Origin of the sequence: Collinsella sp. TM10-22, assembly GCF_003466125.1 — a bacterium.
Taxonomy (GTDB): Bacteria; Actinomycetota; Coriobacteriia; order Coriobacteriales; family Coriobacteriaceae; genus Collinsella.
The window spans coordinates 36,311-59,526 of record NZ_QSOC01000007.1 but is presented as its reverse complement, the minus strand read 5'-3'; the positions used below and the strand labels follow the sequence as shown (position 1 = coordinate 59,526).

Annotated in this window: 20 protein-coding genes; 16 read left to right on the top strand and 4 right to left on the bottom strand. The window is 58.3% G+C overall.

Annotated elements, in window-relative coordinates:
- Nucleotides 1-267: 267 nt before the first annotated feature.
- From DXD94_RS08100 to ettA, 3 genes are all read left to right on the top strand, one after another.
- On the top strand, nt 268-546 hold the full coding sequence (locus DXD94_RS08100) for an autorepressor SdpR family transcription factor (protein ID WP_022094448.1): 279 nt from the start codon (nt 268-270) through the stop codon (nt 544-546).
- A complete protein-coding gene (locus tag DXD94_RS08095) occupies nt 539-1,243 on the top strand; it encodes an SdpI family protein (protein ID WP_117763770.1) in 705 nt (234 codons plus the stop codon). Before DXD94_RS08100 ends, DXD94_RS08095 begins: the two co-directional genes overlap by 8 nt.
- Nucleotides 1,244-1,427: 184 nt before the next feature.
- Nucleotides 1,428-3,107 carry an energy-dependent translational throttle protein EttA gene (gene ettA, locus DXD94_RS08090; RefSeq protein ID WP_117763769.1) on the top strand — a complete coding sequence of 560 codons (1,680 nt, stop codon included), beginning with the start codon at nt 1,428-1,430 and terminating at the stop codon, nt 3,105-3,107.
- A 219-nt stretch (nt 3,108-3,326) separates the two neighbouring features.
- Here the strand turns inward: ettA and DXD94_RS08085 are convergent, their stop codons facing one another.
- The gene (locus DXD94_RS08085; RefSeq protein ID WP_117763768.1) at nt 3,327-4,043 is read right to left on the bottom strand and encodes a UTRA domain-containing protein; all 717 of its coding nucleotides are present in this window, start codon (nt 4,041-4,043) and stop codon (nt 3,327-3,329) included.
- Between the two features lie 233 nt (nt 4,044-4,276).
- On the opposite strand from DXD94_RS08085, the gene treP reads away from it, so the two are divergent.
- Both treP and DXD94_RS08075 read left to right on the top strand, forming a co-directional pair.
- Nucleotides 4,277-5,752 (top strand): PTS system trehalose-specific EIIBC component, encoded by a 1,476-nt coding sequence (treP, locus tag DXD94_RS08080; protein WP_117743498.1) that lies wholly within the window; start codon nt 4,277-4,279, stop codon nt 5,750-5,752.
- Nucleotides 5,753-5,845: 93 nt separating this feature from the next.
- On the top strand, nt 5,846-7,564 hold the full coding sequence (locus DXD94_RS08075) for an alpha,alpha-phosphotrehalase (protein ID WP_117763767.1): 1,719 nt from the start codon (nt 5,846-5,848) through the stop codon (nt 7,562-7,564).
- A 93-nt stretch (nt 7,565-7,657) separates the two neighbouring features.
- Here DXD94_RS08075 and DXD94_RS08070 read toward each other — a convergent pair whose 3' ends face one another.
- Nucleotides 7,658-8,965 carry a hypothetical protein gene (locus DXD94_RS08070; protein ID WP_117763766.1) on the bottom strand — a complete coding sequence of 436 codons (1,308 nt, stop codon included), beginning with the start codon at nt 8,963-8,965 and terminating at the stop codon, nt 7,658-7,660.
- Between the two features lie 139 nt (nt 8,966-9,104).
- On the bottom strand, nt 9,105-10,067 hold the full coding sequence (locus DXD94_RS08065; protein WP_117763765.1) for a hypothetical protein: 963 nt from the start codon (nt 10,065-10,067) through the stop codon (nt 9,105-9,107).
- A gap of 174 nt (nt 10,068-10,241) precedes the next feature.
- Here DXD94_RS08065 and DXD94_RS08060 point away from each other — a divergent pair, with 174 nt between their 5' ends.
- The 11 genes from DXD94_RS08060 to DXD94_RS08010 all read left to right on the top strand — a co-directional run bounded on the left by DXD94_RS08060 (nt 10,242) and on the right by DXD94_RS08010 (nt 22,365).
- Entirely contained in the window at nt 10,242-10,511 is a 270-nt protein-coding gene (locus tag DXD94_RS08060; RefSeq protein ID WP_117763802.1) for a hypothetical protein, read from the top strand.
- A gap of 304 nt (nt 10,512-10,815) precedes the next feature.
- Nucleotides 10,816-11,652 (top strand): PRD domain-containing protein, encoded by an 837-nt coding sequence (locus DXD94_RS08055; RefSeq protein WP_117763764.1) that lies wholly within the window; start codon nt 10,816-10,818, stop codon nt 11,650-11,652.
- A 282-nt stretch (nt 11,653-11,934) separates the two neighbouring features.
- Entirely contained in the window at nt 11,935-13,359 is a 1,425-nt protein-coding gene (locus tag DXD94_RS08050; RefSeq protein ID WP_117763763.1) for a PTS transporter subunit EIIC, read from the top strand.
- A 72-nt stretch (nt 13,360-13,431) separates the two neighbouring features.
- Nucleotides 13,432-14,313: a Nif3-like dinuclear metal center hexameric protein gene (locus DXD94_RS08045; protein WP_117763762.1), complete on the top strand. Its 882-nt coding sequence runs from the start codon at nt 13,432-13,434 to the stop codon at nt 14,311-14,313.
- 446 nt (nt 14,314-14,759) lie between these two features.
- Complete coding sequence (locus DXD94_RS08040) at nt 14,760-16,763, top strand: NAD(+) synthase (RefSeq protein ID WP_117763761.1); 2,004 nt, start codon at nt 14,760-14,762, stop codon at nt 16,761-16,763.
- 118 nt (nt 16,764-16,881) lie between these two features.
- Nucleotides 16,882-18,045, top strand: a complete 1,164-nt coding sequence (locus DXD94_RS08035; RefSeq protein WP_117763760.1) for a pyridoxal phosphate-dependent aminotransferase — start codon at nt 16,882-16,884, stop codon at nt 18,043-18,045.
- 201 nt (nt 18,046-18,246) lie between these two features.
- On the top strand, nt 18,247-19,197 hold the full coding sequence (locus DXD94_RS08030) for an L-lactate dehydrogenase (protein ID WP_022094138.1): 951 nt from the start codon (nt 18,247-18,249) through the stop codon (nt 19,195-19,197).
- Between the two features lie 113 nt (nt 19,198-19,310).
- Nucleotides 19,311-20,471 (top strand): DUF2974 domain-containing protein, encoded by a 1,161-nt coding sequence (locus DXD94_RS08025; RefSeq protein WP_117735269.1) that lies wholly within the window; start codon nt 19,311-19,313, stop codon nt 20,469-20,471.
- A 111-nt stretch (nt 20,472-20,582) separates the two neighbouring features.
- Nucleotides 20,583-21,587, top strand: a complete 1,005-nt coding sequence (locus DXD94_RS08020) for a nucleoid-associated protein (RefSeq protein ID WP_117763759.1) — start codon at nt 20,583-20,585, stop codon at nt 21,585-21,587.
- A 113-nt stretch (nt 21,588-21,700) separates the two neighbouring features.
- Nucleotides 21,701-22,024 carry a hypothetical protein gene (locus DXD94_RS08015; RefSeq protein WP_158557580.1) on the top strand — a complete coding sequence of 108 codons (324 nt, stop codon included), beginning with the start codon at nt 21,701-21,703 and terminating at the stop codon, nt 22,022-22,024.
- A complete protein-coding gene (locus DXD94_RS08010) occupies nt 22,021-22,365 on the top strand; it encodes a type II toxin-antitoxin system RelE/ParE family toxin (RefSeq protein WP_117735266.1) in 345 nt (114 codons plus the stop codon). The genes DXD94_RS08015 and DXD94_RS08010 overlap by 4 nt, the downstream gene beginning before the upstream one ends.
- A gap of 118 nt (nt 22,366-22,483) precedes the next feature.
- Here DXD94_RS08010 and dapD read toward each other — a convergent pair whose 3' ends face one another.
- On the bottom strand, nt 22,484-23,203 hold the full coding sequence (gene dapD, locus DXD94_RS08005; RefSeq protein ID WP_117763758.1) for a 2,3,4,5-tetrahydropyridine-2,6-dicarboxylate N-acetyltransferase: 720 nt from the start codon (nt 23,201-23,203) through the stop codon (nt 22,484-22,486).
- Nucleotides 23,204-23,216: the final 13 nt, after the last annotated feature.

Below are 23,216 nucleotides of genomic sequence, written 5' to 3'. Positions count from 1 at the left end.
TTAGCTATCACCATTATAGGTATTATCGCGATTCCATTTGAGCCCTTGGGCTTGTTGAAATGGGATCGGGGTTCGCATAAGATTGAAGCAGATGGCACCCGTTGCAGCGGGTTGGCCAACTCCAAAACACGTTTGTAGCGTGAGAAGTGGCCGTCTTCGCATTACGCGGAGGCGGCTATTTTTTTGAGTACAAGATTAGATAGTTAGACAAACATCTAAATATCGAGTATAGTGTGCGCGTCATGAGAGATGATGAGAGGAGGTCTTATGCCGGGAGAGGGTTTTAAGGCGCTTGCCGATCCAACGCGACGGCGCATTTTGGAGTTGCTGCGCGAGGGCAATTGCACGGCGGGGGAGCTTGCCGAGCATTTCGATATCAGTAAGCCGTCGCTGAGCCATCACTTGGCGACGCTCAAAAACGCCGGGTTGGTGACCGACGAGCGCCATGGCCAAAACATCGTATACAGCTTAAACACCACCGTCATGCAGGATTTGATTGGCTGGTTTATGGGTTTTACAAACACGGAAGGTGATAAGGATGAATAACGAAAACAAGGGCATTCACCCCACGGGGGTATCGTCGCGCGTGTGGATTGCGCTGGTCGCTCTGTGCGTCGCCAATGTCGTAGCGCACCTCATGGTGATGCCGAGCTTGCCTGCGCAGATTCCCACGCACTGGGGCGCGAACGGCGCCGTCGACGGTTGGGGTCCTAGCTGGATGGCCTCCGCGCTCGGCGTGCTGCCTCTGGCGCTTCTCGCAATGTTCTGCGTGGTGCCGCGCATCGACCCCAAAGGTGAGGCATATCGAACCTCGGGCAAGTTCTACCAGGGCTTCGTAATCGCCTTCACCTTGTTCATGTGCGCCATAAGCTGGCTGGGAGAGCTTACGGTCTGGGGCGTGGTGCCGGCGGTCGGTTCGGTTAACGTGCTGATTTCCGGTGTTGTCGGTTTGCTGTTCATCGGCGTAGGCAACTACTTGCCGCGTGTGAAGCAGAACTATACGCTCGGTATCAAGACACCCTGGGCGCTTGCCGATCCCGAGAACTGGCGCCGTACGCAGCGTTTTGGCGGCGCCTGCTTTATGGTGCTGGGTATTGGCCTGATTGTGATGGGCGTGGCGGGTAGCGTGCTTTCGAGTGAAGTCGTCGCCGCGGTGATTGCGGTTCTGGCGCTTGGTTCGGCCGGAGCTGCCTACGTCTATTCATATCTGTTGTGGCGCAAATCGCAGCGAGCCGCTCGTTAAGGTTGCGGAAAACTAGCGTACGCAGTTCATAGTATGTTCCGGGGGACTTTTCCCAGGTAGTATTAGGGGGTGTGGGCAACCATGCCCCTTTTTCGTTACGTTTCAGAGCTGGTTCCCTCATTTCGTTTCCACTAAGGCGAATCAAGAATAGGGAAACAGCAGGTAGAAAGGATAGAACAGGCAAATGGCAGAGTTTATCTACCAGATGTATCAGGCTCGCAAGGCCCATGGCGACAAGGTGATCCTTGACGACGTGACCCTGAGCTTCTACCCCGGTGCCAAGATCGGCGTCGTGGGCCCCAACGGTATGGGCAAGTCGACCCTGCTCAAGATCATGGCCGGCATCGAGGAGGTCTCCAACGGCGATGCCAAGCTCACCCCCGGCTACACCGTGGGTATCCTGCAGCAGGAGCCGCCGCTCGACGACGACAAGACCGTCATCGAGAACGTGCGCATGGCGTTTGGTGACATGATCGCCAAAGTCGATCGCTTCAACAAGATCGGCGAGGAGATGTGCGACCCGGATTGCGACATGGACGCCCTCATGGCCGAGATGGGAAAGCTCCAGGACGAGATCGACGCCGCCGACGGCTGGGATATCGATTCCAAGCTCGGCCAGGCCATGGACGCCCTGCAGCTGCCCGATTCCGACATGCCGGTCAACGTACTTTCCGGCGGCGAGCGCCGTCGCGTGGCCCTGTGCAAGCTGCTGCTCGAAGCTCCCGACCTGCTGCTGCTCGACGAGCCCACGAACCACCTGGACGCCGAGTCGATCCTGTGGCTCGAGCACTTCCTGCACAACTACCAGGGCGCGGTGCTTGCCGTCACGCACGATCGCTACTTCCTGGATAACGTTGCCGAGTGGATCTGCGAGGTCGACCGCGGTCACCTTTATCCCTACAAGGGCAACTACTCCACGTATCTGGAGACCAAGGCCGCCCGTATCGAGGCGCAGGGCAACCGCGACGCCAAGCTCGCCAAGCGCATGGAGGCCGAGCTCGAGTGGGTACGCAGCTCGCCCAAGGCTCGCCAGGCAAAGAACAAGGCCCGTCTGGCTCGCTACGAGGAGATGGAGGCCGAGGCCCGCGCAAGCCAGAAGCTCGACTGGACCGATATCCGCATTCCCGTTGGACCGCGTTTGGGTAACAAGGTGCTCGAGGCCCATCACCTGCACAAGGAATTCGACGGTCGCGTGCTCATCGACGACCTTTCTTTCACCCTGCCGCGTAACGGCATCGTGGGCGTCATCGGCCCCAACGGTGTGGGCAAGACTACGCTCTTCAAGACCATCGTGGGCCTGGAGCCGCTGACTTCGGGCGAGCTCGAGGTGGGTGAGACCGTCAAGATCTCCTATGTCGATCAGAACCGTTCTGGCATCGACCCCGACAAGAACCTGTGGGAGGTCGTCTCGGATGGCCTGGACCACATGATGGTCGGCGAGACCGAGGTCCCCAGCCGCGCGTACGTGGCGAGCTTTGGCTTTAAGGGCCAGGACCAGCAGAAGCGCGCTGGCGTACTCTCCGGTGGCGAGCGCAACCGTCTGAACCTGGCGCTCACGCTCAAGCAGGGCGGCAACCTGCTGCTCCTCGACGAGCCCACGAACGACCTCGACGTCGAGACACTGTCCTCGCTCGAGGCGGCGCTGCTCGAGTTCCCGGGCTGCTCGGTGGTCATTAGCCACGACCGTATGTTCCTGGACCGCGTCGCCACGCACATTCTGGCGTGGGAGGGCACCGACGAGAATCCGGGCAACTGGTATTGGTTCGAGGGCAACTTTGAGGCCTATCAGGCCAACCGTATCGAGCGCCTGGGTGAGGACGCAGCCCAGCCGCATCGCATCCACCGCAAGCTGACGCGTGACTAGTTTTGTTACGCGGTTTTACCAAACCGCGTAACTGCTCGACGCTGCGCGGGCCGCAAGCACCCCATCTTGCCGTTCAAGCCGTCGCTCGCGTACCGAAGTACGCGTCGCTCCTCTTTCACGGCAACCTGGGGCACTTGCGACCCGCTCGCTGTTGATTACGCGACATCAACAAATAAAAACGGCTCAAATCCGGGTTTGGATTTGAGCCGTTTTTCGCTGCTACTTGCGTCGAGCGATGTCGTGAAAGACAAAGTAGTCGGGGCGGTGTCGCGAACAGGTGTATTCGAACATTTCTCCGGCGGCGGTAAAGACTTGGTTGGACATAACGGCCATGTAGCAGCCTTCGGGAAGGTCCAACAGCTCATAGTCGCGCTTGGTGGCGGGTTCGATGGTTATTTCGCGACGGCTTTGGGCAATCTTAAGGCCAAGGTCCTGCTCGAGATATCGATAAATGGAGCTTGAGGCCTTATCGGCATCGAGCCCCTGTACGTCGCTTGCCAAAAAATAGCTTTCATCGCGAATGACTGGGCAACCGGCTATGGAACGAACACGCTCGAGATGAATGAGAACTGACCCGACTTCAAACCCCGTTCTGTGGGCTGCCTTTTCGGTGGCTTTGACTTGCTCAAAGAGCGTCACCTTTGTTTCGGAATCAAGCTCCAGGCGCCTGATGGATTCGTCGTATGTCTCGATGCCGCCAACTTCAAAGAGGGCGCGGCTTCGCGGGCGCCAGATGACGCGGACACCCTTGCCATGGATCGGCTGCACCAACCCCTCGTCGGCGAGAGCCGTGAGGGCGCGTCGAAGTGTGTTGTGCGAGCACTCGTATTTTTGGACGAGTTGGGCCTCGGAGGGGAGAAACGACTGAAAAGGATACGTTCCCTCAAGAATGTCGCCTTTGATATCGGTGTAGATGCCTTGCCAGATGGCCTTCATAGCTGTCCTTTGAATCATTTAAATAAGTTGTATTTCAGTATACCGTTCGAATCCGATGCTCTCCGTTCGCAGTGAAAAATCGACCGTTCAGCAACTTATTCAAATAAGTCAAGAAACGTAGAATCAATCTGGCTAAACTAGTTGCTGTCAAACAACTTATTCAAATAAGTTGTCATTTAAAGGCGGGTGGGCCACCTACAGTGTTCTGTCGAAAAGCGCAGAAGGAGGAACGCATGGGTAAGTATGCGGACGACGCGACCAAGCTGCTCGAGCTGGTGGGAGGCAAGGACAATATTGCCGCTGTGAGCCACTGTATGACGCGTATGAGGTTTGTCCTCAACGATGAATCGAAGGCCGACGTGCCGGGTATCGAGGCGCTTCCCTATACCAAGGGCAGCTTTACGCAGGCTGGGCAGTTCCAGGTCATCATTGGTAACGACGTCAAAGCCTACTATTCGGAGTTTACTGAGATCGCCGGAATCGAGGGCGTGAGCAAGGACGCAGCCAAGGCCGCCGCCGTCCAAAACCAGAATCCCATTCAGCGCGCCATGACGGTTATCGCCGAGGTATTTGCACCCATCATTCCCGCTGTTATCGTCGGCGGCCTCATTCTCGGTTTCCGCAATTGCATCGATTCGCTGTATGTGTTTGGCGACGGTACGCAGACGCTCGTGCAGCTGAGTCAATTTTGGGCTGGCGTCGACAGCTTTTTATGGTTGATTGGCGAGGCGGTCTTCCATACTGGCATTCCAGTAGGCATCTGTTGGTCGGTCACCAAAAAGATGGGTGGCACGCCTATGCTCGGTATCGTTTTGGGTTTGACGCTTATCTCCGGGCAGCTTCTTAACGCCTATTCCGTTGCCGGCACGCCGGCTGATCAGATTCCGCAGTGGGACTTTGGCTTTGCCCAGGTCAATATGATCGGCTATCAGGCGCAGGTCATTCCCGCGATTCTCGCCGCAGTTACACTTGGCTTCTTGGAGCGTTTCTTCCGCAAGATCACGCCCGAGGTCGTCTCGATGATCGTCGTTCCATTCTGCAGCCTGCTGCTTGCCGTCATGGCCGCCCACTTTGTCCTTGGACCCATTGGCTGGTGGCTCGGTAGCGGTGTCTCCGCCATCATTTACGCCGGCATCACCGGCCCGTTCCGCGCCCTGTTCGGCGCTCTCTTTGGTGCGTTTTATGCGCCGCTGGTTATTACCGGCCTGCACCACATGTCTAACGCCATCGACCTGCAGCTGATTGCCGATTTTGGTGGCACTATGCTTTGGCCCATGATCGCGCTTTCCAATATCGCACAAGGCTCGGCTGTATTGGGCATGGCGTACCTGCAGCGTTCCAACGATCGTGACCAGCAGGTAAATATCCCCGCCATCATCTCTTGCTACCTGGGTGTTACCGAGCCTGCCATGTTCGGCGTCAACCTTAAGTACACGTTCCCGTTTGTGTGTGCCATGATCGGCTCCTCCCTTGCTGGTCTTTTGAGCGTGGTGACAAACTGCACCGCAAACGCCGTTGGCGTCGGTGGCCTGCCGGGAATCCTTTCGATGCAGCCTGACAGCTGGGCGATGTTTGCGGTTTGTATGCTCATCGTGCTGGTCGTTCCTTTTGTCCTGACGGTTATCGTGGGCTCCAAGAAAGGCATTCGCGAGGAGGCCGAGGCCAGTGCCGCCGAGATTCGCGCGGAGTTGGCCGCTCAGGATAAGTAACCCTACGAGCAGTAACCCTACGAGCGCCGCGGCGGCTTTGTTCGTCAGCGGTGCTCGCGAATTTCACATTTCCTGTTGGAGGGAGGACGAGCGATGCTTGATATCAGCAATAAGGTCGTGTACCAAATCTATCCCAAGAGCTTTAACGATTCTAATGGTGACGGCTGGGGCGATCTGCCCGGCATCACGCAAAAGCTCGACTACCTCAAGCAGCTTGGTATCGATTACCTCTGGATAACCCCATTTTTTGTCTCGCCGCAAAAGGATAACGGCTACGACGTGGCCGATTACCGAAGCATCGATCCGCGATTTGGAACCATGGAGGAGTTCGAAGAGCTTTCGCGCGAGGCGCATGCGCGCGGCATCGGCCTTATGCTCGACATGGTATTTAACCATGTTTCGAGCGAGCATGAGTGGTTTCAGCGAGCCATCGCGGGCGACAAGCGCTATCAGGACTACTTTATTTTTGAAGAGGGGACACCGCGTGAGCTTCCCTGCAACTGGGAATCGAAGTTTGGCGGTCCCGCCTGGACCTGGGAACCTCATGTTGGCAAATGGTACCTGCACCTATTCGATCCGGGCCAACCCGACCTCAACTGGAAAAATCCTGAAGTGAGGCATGAGGTTGCCGATGTCTTGCGTTTTTGGCGCGAGAAGGGCGTTGACGGCTTTCGCTTCGACGTAATCAATCTAATCGATAAGCCAGATTCATGGGAAGACGACTACGAGGGCGATGGTCGCCGCTTTTACACGGACGGTGCGCGTGTGGACAGCTACATCCAGGAGCTGGTGCGTGAGGGCGGCATCGAGGGCATGATGACGGTCGGAGAGATGAATTCGACGGGCCTTGAGGCTTGCATTCGATATACGCAGCCTCAAAACCACGAGCTCGCTATGACCTTCAACTTCCATCATCTTAAGGTCGATTTTGAGAACGGGAGGAAGTGGGTAAACAAGGCTCCTGACTTTGCGCTGTTGCAAAAGACTCTTGCCGCCTGGCAGGAGGGTATGCAGGCGGGCGGTGGTTGGAATGCCGTGTTCTGGGACAATCACGACCAGCCACGTGCCCTTTCGCGTTTTGGGACCGACGGTTCCCTGCGCATTCCCGCGGCAAAGATGCTCGCGCTCTTTATGGACCTGTTGCGCGGCACGCCCTATATCTATCAAGGTGACGAGCTGGGCTCGACCAACGCACACTTTACGAGCATCGAAGAGTTCAACGATGTCGAGAGCCGCAACTATTACCGCATCTTGCTCGAGCAGGGAAAGGCACCCGAAGAGGCGCTCGCGATCATCAACATGCATTCGCGCGATAACGGCCGCCTGCCTATGCAGTGGAATGGCGAGGTGCACCATGGTTTTTCGATCGCTGAGCCTTGGGTTCCGATGGCTCGCGATGCGAAGGATTGTAGCCAAGATGAGATAACGGCGGAGCTCGAAGTGGGCGTTTCGAATTCAATTTTTGAGTTCTATCGTCAGGTGAATGAGCTGCGGCACGAGTTGCCTGTGGTGGCGACGGGCAAGGTCCGTTTTGTTGACGCGGACAGTGCGCCCGTGCTCGCGTATGGGCGATTTGGCAATCTTACTGTCGGAGAGCCCTATGATGCGTCGGTGGCGACGATCGAAGACATGTCCGCGCCTGGATCGATGCTTGTGGTTGCCAATTTCTTCGATGGTATGAGCGAAGTGGGCCCGGAAGTCCGGGAACTGCTGGCTCAAGGGGAGTGGGACGTGCTGCTGCACTCGTATGGGGATGTTGAGGACCTGCAGGCGCTTCGCCCCTTTGAGGGATATGCGCTCATTCGTAAATAAGCGCATGGGTATTGTGTCCATTTGCAGCTGAGTGCGGCCTGATTGGCACAATTAAACGGTTCAAATCCTGATTTGGATTTGAGCCGTTTGTCGTTACTGCCCGGGTTCTTCGACTTTATCGATGGCCCAGGTGGATCCGAGACCACCGGTGGTGTTGCGGCGGATGCGCACGGTAACCTCGCGGCGCTCGCCGGCCTGCGTGTAGCGCAGGGGGAAGCTTGCGCGGTTTCGCGCGACCTCGATGGTACCGCGCTCGCGGGCGATCCAGTAGTACTCGCCGACGATGCCGAGGGTGTCGGCGCCGTAGGGGAGATAGGTTGACAGCTGGTGCAGAAGCGGGCCGGGGCAGAAGACCTCGGTTGTGAAATCGACGGGGAAGTCCTTGGGGATGGCGGGCGCTGCAGGTGCGGGGGTTGGGGCCGCTGCGGGTGCCGAAGCCGGTGCCGGTGCGGGAATTTGGTCGCATGCGGAGGTGGGCACGGACTCGATGACGGGTGCGGACTCCGGCATCGCTTCCGGCTTGATCGTGGAATCTGCGGGCTTCACGGTGACGGGTGCGTCTGCAGCTGCAGTTTCAACCTCAACCTGCGTCGCGTTCTCGTTCTCGACGCTCGACTTTGCCTCGATGGGCGTGGATGCCATGGTGGTGATGCCGGCGTTGGCGTTCTCGGGGTCATAGACGACCGTGAGCGAGATGGCGGGCTGCGGCGTCTCGGGCTCCGGCGCCGACTCGGTAGCGCCTTGATCGGCGGGCTCATCGGACTGATCGTCCTCGGCCTCGTTGCCAAAGACATCGCTGTTCTGGAACGCAGGCGTCTCGGGTTGGTTAGCGGCTTCTTCGGTTGTCGACTTGGGCGCTTCGTTGAGCTCCACAGTGGCTTCCTGCTCGGATATGACTTCGGGATCGGTCGTGGCGGCGATTTCGGTTTCGGCTTCTGCTGTTACCTCAATAGCGACTTCGATCTCTGTCTCGGGGTCGGGCTCTGGAGCGACTTCGGCCACAGGCTCGGGCTCGGGACGCTTAACGTGCTTGGGGCGCACGGCCTTGAGGTCCTTCTCACCGCGTTTTTTCTTTTTGTAGGACTGCTTGGCACCCTTGGCTGCCTTGGGCTTGTCCTCGCCCTTGGCAAGGGCGGTATCCCAGGCCTCGTTGGCGATGACGGTGGCATACAGGCGACCGCCCTTAAAGACGGTCAGCTTAATGCAGTCGTCGAGCTCCTCGAGCAGCTCGCGCGTGGTCTCAAACCCCAGGTCATAAGCGGCCATGTCGCCGGCGGCGAGTACCTCCTCGACCTGCGTCATAAACGTTTGCTTGCCGCATCCGATTGCATCGCGCAGCAGGCGATACAGATAGATGTGGTTGCCCAGCGATAGCGTGGGCTTAACTATTGTCTTGCTCATGGCAAATCTCCTCTTTACACACCAAAGCATCTTACCATCGCGCGGGACTTGCTACCTCGGCGCCCAAGGCAAACGGGCGCGAACCGCTGTCGATTCGCGCCCGTTATACAGGTCGGTTATCTATGAGAGGCAAATGTGCTTAGTTGCCCGATGCCGTGCCTTGGCTCGAGTTGTCGGATGCCGTGCCGGACGCGGTTCCGCTCGAGCTGTTCGAGCTGTTGGTGTTGCTGCTGTCTGCTGCGCCCGTTCCCGAAGTACTGTCGCTCGTCTGGCCGCCCGTGCTCGGCTGCGAACCGTCAGTCGTTTGGCTTGAGTCGGTCGTGCCGGACGGCGTGCTGCTGTTGGCCGAAGAGGAATCGGTGCCCTGCGATTGGTTTTGGGTGTTCGAGGACGAATTGGCAGAGGTAGAACTGTCTTGCGTATCGTCCGTCTGTGCCTGCTGATCCTGCGACTGGGTGTTGCCATTTGCATCGCTCTCGGTCGTGCGCGACGAAAGGATCGGCTCGGGACGCTCGCCCAGACCCTCACCGGCAGTGGTGATAAGGATGGCGCCGGCGCAGGCGATGACCGCGACGATGGCGATAGCGATCGAGAAGATGATGACCTTCTTTTGCGTCTGGCTGCGCTCAGCCGCCGCCTTGGCGCGCAGGCTGTTGGGAGCGACGCGCGCCGTGGTCGCGCGTCCCGCAACCTGGCGCATCTCCTGCGTGGTTGCGGCGCCACCTAGGTGCTCCTCGACATTGGGCTCAACGGGCTCGTAGGCGCCGGTAGGGTAGTCGACAACGGCATGCGTGCCCTTGATTGCTTCGGCGCTGGCGGAGATAAAGTGGCGATAGACCTGCGAGGACACAACAGTGATGACTGAGCTCACAGCGGCACCAATCACCGAGCCGGCAATGCCGATCTTTGAAGCAAGCGCCACGCTCGTGGCGGCAGCTGCGGCGCCGGCGATGATCTGGGGAATGGAAATGTCGTCGAACAGGCCCTTTTTGGGCGCGATGGCCATGGTCTGTCCAATGGAATGGTTCTCGTGTACGCCGTTGTTGAGCGATGCCGGCGTCATGACGCGCGTGCGCGGCGCGTCGGTGTACTTGGTTGTCATACGGGGTCCTCCCGGTGTAAATCTGCTTCGTTTCGTGTAGCCATCAGGGTACCCACCAGATGTGAATCGTACGTGACATTTAACAGATACCATCAACTCATCAAGGGGGCCTGCTGTCTTTGGTGCAATAGCTTGATGCTAAACTGGATTTATGTTTGCGAGGTGGTTTACGTGATGTACCCGTATATGACATTCGAAGACGGTACCGAGGTCATTCATTCTGACCTGATTGCAGATGGCGATATCGAAAAGGTTATCGTGCATTTTGAACGACCGACGGCAGAGGGCTTTGACTCCGCTCGTTGTGAGCTACCTTCTTACAATTGGACCATGTGGGAGGGGCGTTTCACCGACGAGGAGAAGCGAGGCTTTGAGACTTTTCTGAGCAATAACGCCCATCTGCTGTATCGCTACGCCGCAAGCGGAGGAGCAAAAGTTGCCTAGCCTATTTCTTATTAGCGGCTATCGGGCACTCTTTCTTGTGGACGAGATCTCGTTCTACTGCTAAATGCTATTCTGACTTCTCTTTTCCAATCTTAATCATGAGCTCGTTCCATTAGCGCTGATCGCACATGACAGTACAATGGAGGCGACCGCCGCCTGCGCCCTCCTGGCGCTGCAGGATACCCTGAAAATGAGAATCAAGGCTCGCCTCGCGAGGGCCTTTCTCTAGTGGTGCCTGTTGACTGACTTCGATTCCGTGTGAATAATCAACCTCGTGGCACTCCTGTGCCAAGTGGGGAGCAGCATGAAGATTCTTAAGCGAATAAACAACAACACGGTTATCTGCGTCAATGCCAAGGGGCGCGAGCTTGTGGCGCTCGGTCGTGGCATCGGGTTTCCCGACGGCCCTGACGAGGTCACGCTCGACAAGATCGAGCGCACGTTCTACGGCGTCGACTCTCGCTATCTGGCGCTCCTCGACGAAATTGATCCGCAGGTGATGGAGTTTTCCGCCCAGATCGCCGATATCGCGCGCTCCAACATCTCGCGTGAGCTCTCGGCCAACCTGCCCTTTACCATGGCCGACCACATCGCCTTTGCCATCAAGCGCTGCCGCGAGCACATGTTTGTTCAGATGCCGCTTTCTTATGACGTGCGGCAGATGTATCCCATCGAGTACAAAATTGCAAAGTTTGCGCTTGAGGGCATCAATCGCGAGTTCAACATCAAGATGCCGCCGAGTGAAGCGAGCGGCATCGCACTTTGCATCGTCAACAGCGTGGTGGCATCTTCTTCCAAGGCCAAGTCCAACACGGTCCGCAAGGATGAAGCACTCCTTGAGAAGTTTACCGAGATTATCGAGTCGCAGCTTGGCGTTGGCGTTGATCGCGACGGTTTTGATTTCTGCCGTTATGCCACGCACGTGCGTTACCTGCTTGAGCGCGTGCAGAGCGGCGAGCCCCTCAATACTGAGAACGGCTCGCTCTATGGGCCGCTCTGCGAGCAACATCCCGATGTGGCCGCGTGCGTGGACCGCATGACCGAGCTTATCGCCGAGCGCTTTGGTGCCGAGCTCACCGATGAGGAGAAGGTCTACCTGATGCTCCATGTCAACCGCGTCTGCGCGGGGTCGCGTACGTAGAACGCCGTTCGCCGCTGTATTTTGACCGTTTGCCGGATTGGACAATCCTTTTGGGGCACGCTCTGGCATTCCGGTCTTAATATTACTCGCACATAAGGTGTTATTCGAGAAGAGTCTCGAAGCATGACGCAGACAGTTCCCTGTCCGTATTATGCTTCGGGGCTCTTCTGTTTTTTTGTCATTCTTCCTTCTTTTTGAATCGCCTGATGTCAGGCCTGTCGTTATCGATACGCTCCGCATGCGCGCAAACGCGGGGCGCCGGAAAAGCAAGGGAGTTCAGCCATGGCTGACAACAAAAAGATTGCAGCAGACGTGCTCGAGGCCGTTGGCGGCAAGGAAAACGTAACGTTTGTTGCGCACTGCATGACGCGTTTGCGCTTCAATCTCAAGGATATCGATGCGCCCGATATCAAGAAGATCAAAAAGATCAACGGCGTGCTTGGTGCCCAGATTTCGGGATCGCAGTTCCAGGTGATCGTGGGCCAGAATGTGCCCAACGTTTATGACGAGCTCTGTAAGCTCGGCGGCTTTGCCAAGCAAGACGCCGTCGATGAGAATCTTGATAAGCCCAAGGAAAAGCTTACGCCCAAGGCAATCGGCAACAATATCCTTAACTACCTGTCGAGCTCCATGGTGCCGATGATCCCCGTTATGATGTGCGCCGGTCTCTTTAAGACCATCGCCGTAGTCCTCGGTCCCACGATGGCCAATGTTATCGCTGAAACGAGCGACCTGTATGTTCTTATGAACATGGTCTATGATGCAGCTTTCTACTTCATCCCCATTTACCTTGGCTATAACGCCGCCAAGAATATCGGCGTGACGCCAGTGCTCGGTGCGTTTATGGGCGGCATTCTCATTGATCCGACGATGATTCAACTGGCTGCGGACGGTGCCCCGTTCTCTGTCTACGGCATTCCCTGCGTTGCGGGCAACTACGCGCAGTCGGTGATCCCCATCCTGCTCTCCGTTTGGGCGATGAGCTATATCGAGCGCTTGTTCAAGAAGGTCATGCCCGATACTCTCTCCACGGTGTTCACCCCGTTCTTTACAATGCTCGTAACGGTGCCGGTGTCGCTTTGCGCTCTTGCGCCACTTGGCTCCTGGCTCGGTAACGGTTTGGCGGCATTCTTTGAGATGCTCGGTTCCACGGGTGGTGTTGTCGCGATTCTCGGCGCCGGCTTGTTGGCGGCAGCTTGGCTTCCCATAGTAATCTCGGGCATGCATGTGGCTCTCATCATGATCGCCATCGCTAACTTTATGGCCACCGGTGTCGACTCGTTTATCCTGCCTGCCACCACGCTGAGCCTCTGGGCGGCATACGGCGCCGAAGTCGCATCTTGGCTCAAGCTCCGAAACAAAGACGAAAAGACCCTCTGCCTGGGCTACGTAATCGCCAATATGGTTGGTGGCGTGGGTGAGCCCTTTATCTACGGTGTGATGCTGCGCTATCGCCGCACTTTTGCCATGGCTATCGCCGGCGCGTTTGTCGCGGGTGCCTTGGGCATGTCTCTCGGTGTGAGCGTCTACGTTGCCGGTACTGCCTCCAATGTTCTCAATCTGCTCGCCTTTGTGGGCGGTGACGTGCAGAACTTCATCAACGCCTGCATCGCCGGTGCTGTAGGGTTTATCGCGGCCTTTGCCCTTACGTTCTTCTTTGGGTTTACCGAGGACGAGCTCGAAAATGGACCTGTTTCCGAGCGCTAGTATCAACTCAGCGATGTTTAAACTTGGAAAGCGGCCTTGCGGGGCCGTTTTCCGCTATCGATAGGAGCACATATGACTATCAACGATGTTATCGAGGCCGTGAAGGGATATTGCTCCAGCATGGATGCCTTTACCGGCAAGCCCATCGATCCGGCGACGACGCGCGATCAGGTGACCTTTGGCGCCGAGGCGCTCGACTGCGCCTGCACGGGCGTTGTGACCTGTATCTGGCCTACGGTCGAGGTAGTGCGCCGTGCGAAGGAGCTAGGCGCCAATCTAATCATCTCGCACGAAGCAATCTTCTGGAACCACGGCGACCATCGCGATGTGGTGGCTGGTAATGCCTCATTTAAGGCTAAGGTTGCCCTGCTTGAAGAGTGGGATGGCACGGTTTGGCGCTGTCATGACTACATTCATGCCGGTGTGCCGCTCGAGGCGGACGGTTCCCTTGCCGATGGCATCTTTTACGGGCTTGCCGATAAGCTCGGCTGGCTCGATTGTCGCATCGAGCGTGATTGCATGGATTTCGAGATTCCCGAGATGCTGGCGCGCGAGCTGGCGGCATATGTTGTCGAGCGTTTGGGGCTTGCCGGTACGCGTGTGATTGGCGACATGGATGCTCCCGTGCGCCGTGTGCGCATCCCCATGCATATCATGGGGCATCCCATGGGCGATACCGAGACACTCAACAAGATGGATGCCGAGGGTATCGATTGCCTGCTCGCCATGGAGCTTATCGATTTTACGGCGAGCGAATACGTGCGCGACGCCGCGATGCTCGGCCAGGGCAAGTGCATTATCCACATGGGGCATTTCAACGGTGAGGAACCGGGCATGGAATACATGGCAACCTGGGTGCCGCGTGCGCTCGAGGGGGCGGGATTGGATTCTGCCAAGGTGCCGGTGAGCTTTGTGCCCATGGGGGATACCTATCAGTACGTGCTGGCACGCTAGCTGAGAGTGGGGAGGCGGCTTTTGTGGCCACCTCCCGCTGTACGTATTTCAGGTAACTTTTCGTGCCCCATCCTGCTGTCCTAGATATGCACAGCGCGCCGGCCGGGAAGGACGGCCAATCCTGGGGCGTCGGCTGGGGACGCTGCATGCGTCAATGCGCTCGCTACTCTACGCTTGCCCCCGCAGCGGTTTCCATGAGGCAAATCGGGAACATTGTGGCAGGCGAGCTCTTCGCCCGTGGTTTCTTGGGCCTCGGTACCTTGGAATGTGCGAGCAAACTCGGGAAGCTTGTCGTGCGTCCATGTATTTAGTTCCATATGCGCTCCGTCTCTCAAGGATTTGACGAGGCCTATCGTATCCCGCGGAGCGCGCCTAAAACGACGGCGCGCAGGCAAGGCGCTACAATGGTGCCCATAAGAATCGCCTTTATGCGCAAGGAGCATGCTATGGATACAGAGCTCAACCAGACGGGCGCCGTGTGCGCGAAAGCAAACGACGGCTTTCTGCGTGTGGCGGCGGCGTCGCCGCAGATTCGCGTGGCCGATGTCGAGGGCAATGCCGAGGTTGCGCTGGCGGCTGTTCGCGAGGCTACCGAGCGCGGCGTTCGCGCGCTGGCGCTGCCCGAGCTTAACCTGACCGGCTATACCGCGGCCGATCTGTTCCATAACCGCACATTGCTGCATGCCTGCGAGGCTGCTCTGGTGCATATCCTCGATGAAACCCGCGAGCTGCCGATTGTCTTTACCGTCGGCCTTCCCGTTGCGGTGGCCGAAAACATCTACAACTGCGCGGCCGTGTGCTGTGCGGGCGAGCTTTTGGGCCTCACGGCCAAGAAGTATCTGCCCAACTATGGCGAGTTCTATGAGCGCCGTTGGTTTGCTCCGGCGCCTACCGATCCCGTTTGGCTTGAATTTGCCGGTCAGGGTCCGGTCCCGCTGGGTTCGGGGCTTGTCTACCGTTGCTGTGATGAGGGCGCCGAGGACCTGGTACTGGGCGTTGAGGTCTGTGAGGACCTGTGGGTGCCGGCACCCCCTTCGACCGAGATGGCACTTGCCGGTGCGACGGTGATTCTCAACCCGTCGGCTTCGGACGAGATCATCGGTAAGGCAGATTACCGCCGCAGCCTTATCTCCAATCAGAGTGCGCGCCTGTACTGCGCCTATGCCTATGCGGACGCGAGCGAGGGCGAGTCCACGACCGATATGGTCTTTGCGGGTGAGAACCTCGTCTACGAAAACGGCTCCAAGCTCGCCGCGACGAAGCTCCTCACTTGCGATATGGCCATCGCCGACGTCGATCTTGACCGCCTGGTTGCCGAGCGCCGTCGCTCGACGACGTGGACACGCGCAGACGATGCGCTGGAGGCCACGACCGTTGAGTTTTCGTTTGAGGGCGTGCTGGCCAAAGAGCCTGTTCTGCGCGATGCCTGCGATATCGACCGTGTTTTCCCTCGCGCGCCTTTTGTGCCGGCCGACCACGGTGATCTGGCCGAGCGTTGCGAGACTATTCTCAATCTGCAGACTGCGGGCCTCAAGACTCGCCTTGCCCATACGGGTACCAAGGCTGCAGTCATCGGTCTTTCGGGTGGCTTGGACTCCACGCTGGCACTGCTTGTGACCGTGCGTGCCTTCGACGCACTGGGGCTGCCGCGCACCGGTATCACGGCCGTGTCCATGCCCGGCTTTGGCACGACGCATCGCACCAAGTCGAATGCCGAGTCGCTCGCTCGCGACCTTGGCGTGAGCTTCCGCGAGGTTTCGATCCACGCGGCCGTGGAGCAGCACTTCAAGGACATTGAGCACGATTCGGCCGTGCAGGACGTGACCTACGAGAACAGCCAGGCCCGCGAGCGCACGCAGATTCTGATGGATCTGGCCAATCAGGCCGGCGGCTTTGTCATCGGCACGGGCGACCTGTCGGAGCTGGCACTCGGCTGGGCTACCTATAACGGTGACCACATGAGCATGTATGCCGTCAACGCGAGCGTGCCCAAGACGCTTGTGCGCCATCTGGTGCGCTATGCGGCTGATGTCTTTGGCGGGCGTATTGCCGAGGTCTTGCTCGACATCCTCGACACGCCGGTGTCCCCCGAGCTTCTGCCGCCCACGGGCGACGGCGAGATTGCGCAGAAGACTGAGGATTTGGTGGGTCCGTACGAGCTCCACGACTACTTCCTCTACTACCTGCTGCGTTTTGGCTTTGAGCCCGGCAAGATTTACCGCATGGCGCTCAAGAGCTTCGAGGGCGCCTACGACGCCAAGACCGTCCACACGTGGCTGCGTACGTTCTATCGTCGCTTCTTTGCCCAGCAGTTTAAGCGCAGCTGCCTGCCCGATGGTCCCAAGGTGGGCTCGGTGACGCTCAGCCCGCGCGGCGATTGGCGTATGCCGAGTGACGCCAGCTCGCATCTGTGGCTTGCGCAGATCGACGCGCTCAATCCAGTTGACTAAGGTTGGCTAAATTGAACCAATACGGGGGTTGCGAGCGTTACACTTTTGCAATCTGATGGCCCGTATCGCGCGGCGCTCTTGTCGGAGCGCCGCGTTTTTTATATCGAAAGGTGGCACCATGCAGGCATCGCAGCGTCTCGACCGCTTTGGCGCGGAGGTTTTTGCCTCGCTCAATAACAAGCTTCTTGTGCTTAAGGCCCAGGGCAAGACCATTTACAACATGAGCGTGGGCACGCCCGACTTTAAGCCGTACGACCACGTGGTCGAGGCACTCACGCAAGCAGCCCAAGATCCCGAGATGTGGAAGTATGCCCTGCGCGACCTGCCCGAGCTCAAGCAAGCCGTGTGCGATTACTACGAGCGTCGCTTTGGTGTCTCGGGCATTACGCCGTCTATGGTGCAGTCGTGCAACGGCACGCAGGAGGGCGTGGGCCATTTGGGCCTGGCCCTGCTCGATCCGGGCGACACCATCCTGGTGCCCGATCCGTGCTATCCGGTCTTTGAGGCGGGCGCCAAGATCGCCGATGCCAAGCTCGAGTACTATCCGCTGGTCGCCGAGCACAATTACCTGCCCTATGTGGCGGGCATCGATCCCGAGGTGGCCGATCGTGCCAAGTACATGATCGTGTCGCTGCCCGCTAACCCAGTGGGCTCGGTGGGCACGCCCGAGGTCTACGAGGAGATTATCGCTTTCGCCCGTGAGCACGACCTACTCATCGTCCACGACAACGCGTACTCCGATATCGTGTTTGACGGCGAGCCGGGCGGCAGCTTCTTGCAGTATCCCGGCGCGCTCGAGGTGGGCGTGGAGTTCTTCTCGCTCTCCAAGTCGTTTAACGTCACCGGTGCCCGCATCGGCTTTTTGGTCGGCCGCGAGGACGTGGTCTCGGCCTTTGCCAAGCTGCGCAGCCAGATCGACTTTGGCATGTTCTTCCCGATCCAAAAGGCCGCCATCGCCTGCCTGAACGGTCCGCGCGATGAGGTCGAGGCGCAGCGCCTGAAGTACCAGGAGCGCCGCGATGCCCTGTGCGACGGTCTGGAGGGCCTGGGTTGGGAGCGCCCCAATGCGCATGGTTCCATGTTTGTGTGGGCCAAGCTTCCCGGTGGCCGCACCGATTCCATGGCGTTTTGCGAGGAGCTCATGGAGAAGGCCGGCGTTGTGGTGACGCCGGGTGCGAGCTTTGGGCCTTCGGGCGAGGGACACGTGCGCATGGCGCTGGTCCTGCCGCCCGATCAGATCGCTTTGGCTGTCGAGGCCATTCGCGAGGCGGGCCTGTATTAGAAACCTATTTCGACTCGTCAATAGCTCGAAACCGATTTCGTGCTGTTATTTTACGAATCCTGCAAATAATTTCGGTAAACGGTCGATATTTGGCTGCGAATAGGAGCATAATCAAAGTCCCGATTGGATGTATTGGGATTACGGCAAGCCGCTCGGGTCGTTCCCGGGCGGCTTGCTTGTGGAGAGAGATGGGAGTTTCTAATGGTTAACGAGAAGAAGGTCGCTATTGTCGGCTGCGGTTTCGTCGGTTCGTCTTCGGCGTTCGCGCTGATGCAGAGTGGTCTGTTCTCCGAGATGGTCCTCATCGACGTGGACAAGAACCGCGCCGAGGGTGAGGCCCTGGATATCGCGCACGGCATGACGTTTGCCGAGCCGATGAAGATCTACGCCGGCGATTATTCCGATGTCGCCGACGCCGCCATGATCGTCGTCACCGCTGGCGCTGCCCAGAAGCCCGGTGAGACTCGCCTGGACCTGGTCAACAAGAACGTCAGCATCTTTAAGTCCATTATTCCCGAGATTAAGAAGTCCGGCTTCGACGGCATTCTACTAATCGTCTCCAACCCGGTCGACGTTCTGACCTATGCCGCCATCAAGATGTCCGGTCTGCCCGAGGGCCACGTCATCGGATCCGGCACCGTGCTCGACACCGGCCGTCTGCAGCAGATGCTCGGCGCTCACGTCGAGGTCGATCCGCGCGACGTTCAGGCCTACGTCATGGGTGAGCACGGCGACTCCGAGTTTGTCGCTTGGTCCAGCGCTCAGGTTGCCGGCGTTCCGCTGAACACCTTCTGCGAGCTTCACGGCCATCTGGAGCATGAGGCTGCCGAGAAGCGCATCGCCGAGGACGTCAAGAACTCCGCCTACACCATCATCGAGAAGAAGCACGCCACCTACTACGGCGTCGCCATGGCCGTTAAGCGCATCTGCACTGCCGTCATGCGCGATGAACAGACCGTTCTGCCCGTCTCCTCGCTCATGGTGGGCGAGTACGGCCTGTCCGATCTTGCCATCTCCATGCCGACCGTCGTTGGCCGCGACGGCGTTGTCTGCCGCGTCCCCGTGCCGCTGAACGATGACGAGCAGCATGAGCTCACCGTCTCCGCCAAGGCCCTCAAGGACATCATCGACAGCGTCGACTTCTCCTGCTAAATTAGGCTCGTTTGCCAGCAAGCTACAATGAAGGCGCCTGGGTCCACACGACCCGGGCGCCTTTTTGGTGCAAGGGGGACAGGTTGCTTTGCGCCATTGTTGATGGGAGAGCCATGTCGGATTCGCCTAATTTTTTGACCTATGCCCAGACGGCGTTTGATCCGTTTGAGGAACGGTCGTTCTGCGCTGTGGATAGCCTGGTCTTTGCGTGGCTGTCCTATTTGCGTTTGCCGGGGGATATGCCGGAGCTTACCGGCTGGCAGGGTCTTGACGTACGCGAGCTGCTGCGTGCCGAGTGCTACCGGGACATGATTGGCGACCTGTGGGATCCGGAGGGGAGCAGGGCCTTGTTGGAGGCCGTGGCAGCAAGCCCTCGCTACCGTGGCGTGCACGTTTGCGGCTATCGTGCCGTGAGCGATGTGGTGGTGACAGAGCAGTTTGCGGCTATGACGTTCCGATTTCCGGCGGGGTTTAGCTATCTTTCCTTCCGGGGGACCGACAGCACGATTGTGGGCTGGAAAGAGGACTTTAACATGGCGTTCCGGTGTCCTGTGCCGGCCCAGGAATCCGCGGCGCGTTATGTGGACGAGGCAGCGGATACGATTGACGGGCCGCTTTTGTGCGGAGGTCATTCCAAGGGTGGAAACCTTGCGGTGTACGGTGCGGCGATGTGCTCCGATGTCGCCCGAGAGCGAATCGAACGGGCGTATTCCCATGATGGTCCGGGCTTTGTCGAGGAGTTTCTGAACGGCAGCGCCTTCGCTGATCTATCCAGTCGAATCGACAAGACGCTACCTCGGTCGTCGATTTTTGGCATGATGTTCGAGACGCAGGAGGACTATGCCATCGTTGAGAGCACCGAGTTCAGCCTGCTGCAGCACAATCCCTTTAGCTGGGTGGTTGATGGTCGCGACTTCGTGTACTGTGAGCGCCTGTCCGCCGGTGCTCGATACGTTGATGGCTCCATTCGCGAGATGCTGCTTGCGGTGTCGCCTAGCGAGCGCGAGCGTTTTGTAGATGCGTTGTTCTCCGTGCTTGAGGCTACGGGTGCTGAGCGGTTTGCGGATATCGCCGGGAATCTGCGCGAGAGCCTGCCCGTGATGCTCCAGACTGCGCAAGGCTTTGACAAGGATACGCGACGCTTTGTCTCGCAGACCATCGCGGCAATCCTTAAATGCGCACTGCTGCCCAAACGACCCCAGATCGACATGCCCGCTGCCGGCAAGAGTTTGGCAGAACAGCTCGAGGCTTGGCAGTCCGAGCTCCTGCGCTAGCCATTGGTGCAAAGCAACCTGTCCCCGATGCACCAATCTTCGATGCGCCTGGGGCGGGCTCGACCGCTATACTGGTTCGTGCTCAATTCGATCTAGAACGGAATGCCGTATATGAAAATCAATCACGCGATTCTGCATATCCTGGACTTTGACTCTGCCGTCAACGTCATGAGCCAGCGAGAGCTCGATATCGAGAGCCGCACCGTGCGCAACTTTGTGACCACACATTTGCGCCGTGCCCGTACATCGGCCGATAACAAGCGCGCCACGTTTGCCGAGAACTCCGCATTCGGCGGCGAGCTCAAGGGCTATTTCTTTGGCGAGCGCGAGTTCGTGGACCTGTCGCAGCAGATTGCGGAGTTCATTTCCTCCGAGCTCACCAAGGCCGAAAAAGCCGAGTCCACCGATGTGCTCGTGGCCGACTTTGACGACGACGAGGATGCCCGCTGGTTTGCCGTGATGTTGCTGGGCTCCAAGCAGGCTTTTATGCACGAAGTGGGCCGCGAGAAGGGCGAGGTGCGCAACGACATCACGCGCCACTATGCTATCCTGCCGAATCCTTCACAAAAGGTGCCAAGCTATGCCATCGTGCGCGCGAGCACCATGGAGATCGGTTATGTGGACAAGAAGCGCAAGATTGCCGGTGAGGACCGTATGCTTATCCCCGATGGCCTGCTGCAGTGCGACACGGGCGTATCGGGCAAGGAGGTCATCGACACCGTGACGCGTGTGGTCGAGGAAGTCGCCGAGGAGCACGGTGCTAACACAGCTGTGGCACTGGCTAAGGTCAAAGCTGCCGTTGCCGAGAAGGTCGAGGATGACGAGGAACTGCCGCCTTGGGATATCGTCGACGAGGTCTTTGAGGACGAGCCGGTCATCAAGGAAAGCGTACGCGCGGCACTGACCGAAGAGAAGGTGCCCGAGCGCGTGCCCGTGGAGCGCAAGCAGGTAGAACGCGCGGCCGTACGCAATCACAAGATTCGTACCGACACGGGTATCGAGATCAGCTTCCCGGCCGAGATGGGCTCAAACTCCGAGTACATCGAGTTCGTCAACGAACCCAACGGCCTCATCTCCATTGAGCTCAAGAATATTGGCAGCATCGAGAATCGATAAAGCTTTTTACTTTTGAATAAAAGTCTGGATTATATTTCGATGTATACTTGGAAATATAATCCAGACTATTTTTTTGGAGGTCAAAAATGTCCCCACTTGTTCTGGAAAAACCGGTGTTTACGAAAGACCAGGTTGTTTCTGCTACCGAAGCAAGCAAGTCTTTATCCGCCATACGCAAGCGCGCCAAGCGTGCCCCGCAATTCATTGCAGACCATAACGATATCGATACCGTGATTGTCGATTATGCCGCCTATGAGGAAATGTACGGTGCGCTGCAGTACCTGCGCGAACTTGAGATTGATCGCATCGCGGCGGACCGAATCAAGAACGGTCCGCACGAGTTTATTCCGTTTGAGGACGCCTTAACTCCTGATGAGCTCGCAGAGTTTGAGTCAATGGATCCCGACGCGATTTCCGACGAGGACCTTTTCGAATGAGCGGGCATTTTGTCATCGGCTTTTTGAATCGAGATGTCGAGAAGGAATATCAAAAGCTTGATGGTTCTCAGCGAAGACTCGTGCGCATTGCAATAGAAAAATTAAAGACGCGCGCCGATGAAATCGGAACGCCGCTTCACGGTGAGCTTGCCGGCTGCAAGAAGATCAAATGGCGAAACGCGGGACTCCGAATGATTTTTCGAATTCGAGAGGACGGAACAGTTGAGATTGCCGAGATTGTAGCAATTGGGCGGCGTGACCGTTCCGAGGTCTATAAGACGGCCACGGCGCGTCTGTTGAAGCAGTCTGCCATGGTTGAATACGACGGAACTCTGAGATGATGAAGGCCGAAGCCCCGATGGTGCTTCGGCCTTTTTTGTTTTCGGCTTGGTTGCTGACACTGCGCCGCAGGTTGAGCATACGTCAGCGAAAACGCGGTTTGTCAAAACCGCGTAACTTTTAAAGCTGGCGCAGGCCTTCCTCGAGGCCGGTCTTGCTGTCGGTCTTCTCGTCGCGCATCTTGATGACGCGGGCGGGGACACCGGCCACGACGGCACCGGCGGGGACGTCCTCGACGCATACGGCACCGGCGGCCACGACGGCGCCCTTGCCCACGCGCACGCCCTCCAGGACCACGGCGTTGGCGCCGATCATGACGTCGTCTTCGATGATGACGGGCGTGGCGCTTGCGGGTTCAACGACGCCTGCCAACACGGTTCCAGCGCCGATGTGGCAGTTCTTGCCCACGGTGGCGCGGCCGCCCAGCACGGCGCCCATGTCGATCATGGAGCCCTCGCCAATGACGGAGCCGATGTTGATGATGGCGCCCATCATGATGACGGCGCGATCGCCGATCTCGACGCGGTCACGGATGATCGCGCCCGGCTCGATGCGGGCGTTGATGCCCTTAAGGTCGAGCATGGGCACGGCGGAGTTGCGGCAGTCGTTCTCTACGTCGTAGTAGTCGATGGAGTCGGCGTTGGCGTCGAGGATTGCCTTGAGCTCGTCCCAGTCGCCAAAGACGGTCTTGCCGCGACGGCCGCCGTAGACATGCGCGTCGCCCCAGGCAACCTCCATGCCGGGCTTTTCGCGCACGTACAGTTTGACGGGCGTCTTCTTGGGCGCGGTGGCGATGTAGTTGATAATCTCCTGTGCATCCATCTCGGCTGCGTTGCTCATATGCTGTCTCTCC

Coding starts and splice junctions, on each gene's coding strand:
- DXD94_RS08065 (WP_117763765.1), bottom strand. CDS start 10,067: ATGACAACCAAGTACACCGACGCGCCGCGCACGCGCGTCATGACGCCG.
- DXD94_RS08060 (WP_117763802.1), top strand. CDS start 10,242: ATGTACCCGTATATGACATTCGAAGACGGTACCGAGGTCATTCATTCT.
- DXD94_RS08075 (WP_117763767.1), top strand. CDS start 5,846: ATGCTTGATATCAGCAATAAGGTCGTGTACCAAATCTATCCCAAGAGC.
- DXD94_RS08020 (WP_117763759.1), top strand. CDS start 20,583: ATGAAAATCAATCACGCGATTCTGCATATCCTGGACTTTGACTCTGCC.
- DXD94_RS08095 (WP_117763770.1), top strand. CDS start 539: ATGAATAACGAAAACAAGGGCATTCACCCCACGGGGGTATCGTCGCGC.
- DXD94_RS08010 (WP_117735266.1), top strand. CDS start 22,021: ATGAGCGGGCATTTTGTCATCGGCTTTTTGAATCGAGATGTCGAGAAG.
- DXD94_RS08045 (WP_117763762.1), top strand. CDS start 13,432: ATGACTATCAACGATGTTATCGAGGCCGTGAAGGGATATTGCTCCAGC.
- DXD94_RS08025 (WP_117735269.1), top strand. CDS start 19,311: ATGTCGGATTCGCCTAATTTTTTGACCTATGCCCAGACGGCGTTTGAT.
- DXD94_RS08055 (WP_117763764.1), top strand. CDS start 10,816: ATGAAGATTCTTAAGCGAATAAACAACAACACGGTTATCTGCGTCAAT.
- DXD94_RS08035 (WP_117763760.1), top strand. CDS start 16,882: ATGCAGGCATCGCAGCGTCTCGACCGCTTTGGCGCGGAGGTTTTTGCC.
- DXD94_RS08100 (WP_022094448.1), top strand. CDS start 268: ATGCCGGGAGAGGGTTTTAAGGCGCTTGCCGATCCAACGCGACGGCGC.
- DXD94_RS08040 (WP_117763761.1), top strand. CDS start 14,760: ATGGATACAGAGCTCAACCAGACGGGCGCCGTGTGCGCGAAAGCAAAC.
- DXD94_RS08085 (WP_117763768.1), bottom strand. CDS start 4,043: ATGAAGGCCATCTGGCAAGGCATCTACACCGATATCAAAGGCGACATT.
- treP (WP_117743498.1), top strand. CDS start 4,277: ATGGGTAAGTATGCGGACGACGCGACCAAGCTGCTCGAGCTGGTGGGA.
- DXD94_RS08030 (WP_022094138.1), top strand. CDS start 18,247: ATGGTTAACGAGAAGAAGGTCGCTATTGTCGGCTGCGGTTTCGTCGGT.
- dapD (WP_117763758.1), bottom strand. CDS start 23,203: ATGAGCAACGCAGCCGAGATGGATGCACAGGAGATTATCAACTACATC.
- DXD94_RS08050 (WP_117763763.1), top strand. CDS start 11,935: ATGGCTGACAACAAAAAGATTGCAGCAGACGTGCTCGAGGCCGTTGGC.
- ettA (WP_117763769.1), top strand. CDS start 1,428: ATGGCAGAGTTTATCTACCAGATGTATCAGGCTCGCAAGGCCCATGGC.
- DXD94_RS08070 (WP_117763766.1), bottom strand. CDS start 8,965: ATGAGCAAGACAATAGTTAAGCCCACGCTATCGCTGGGCAACCACATC.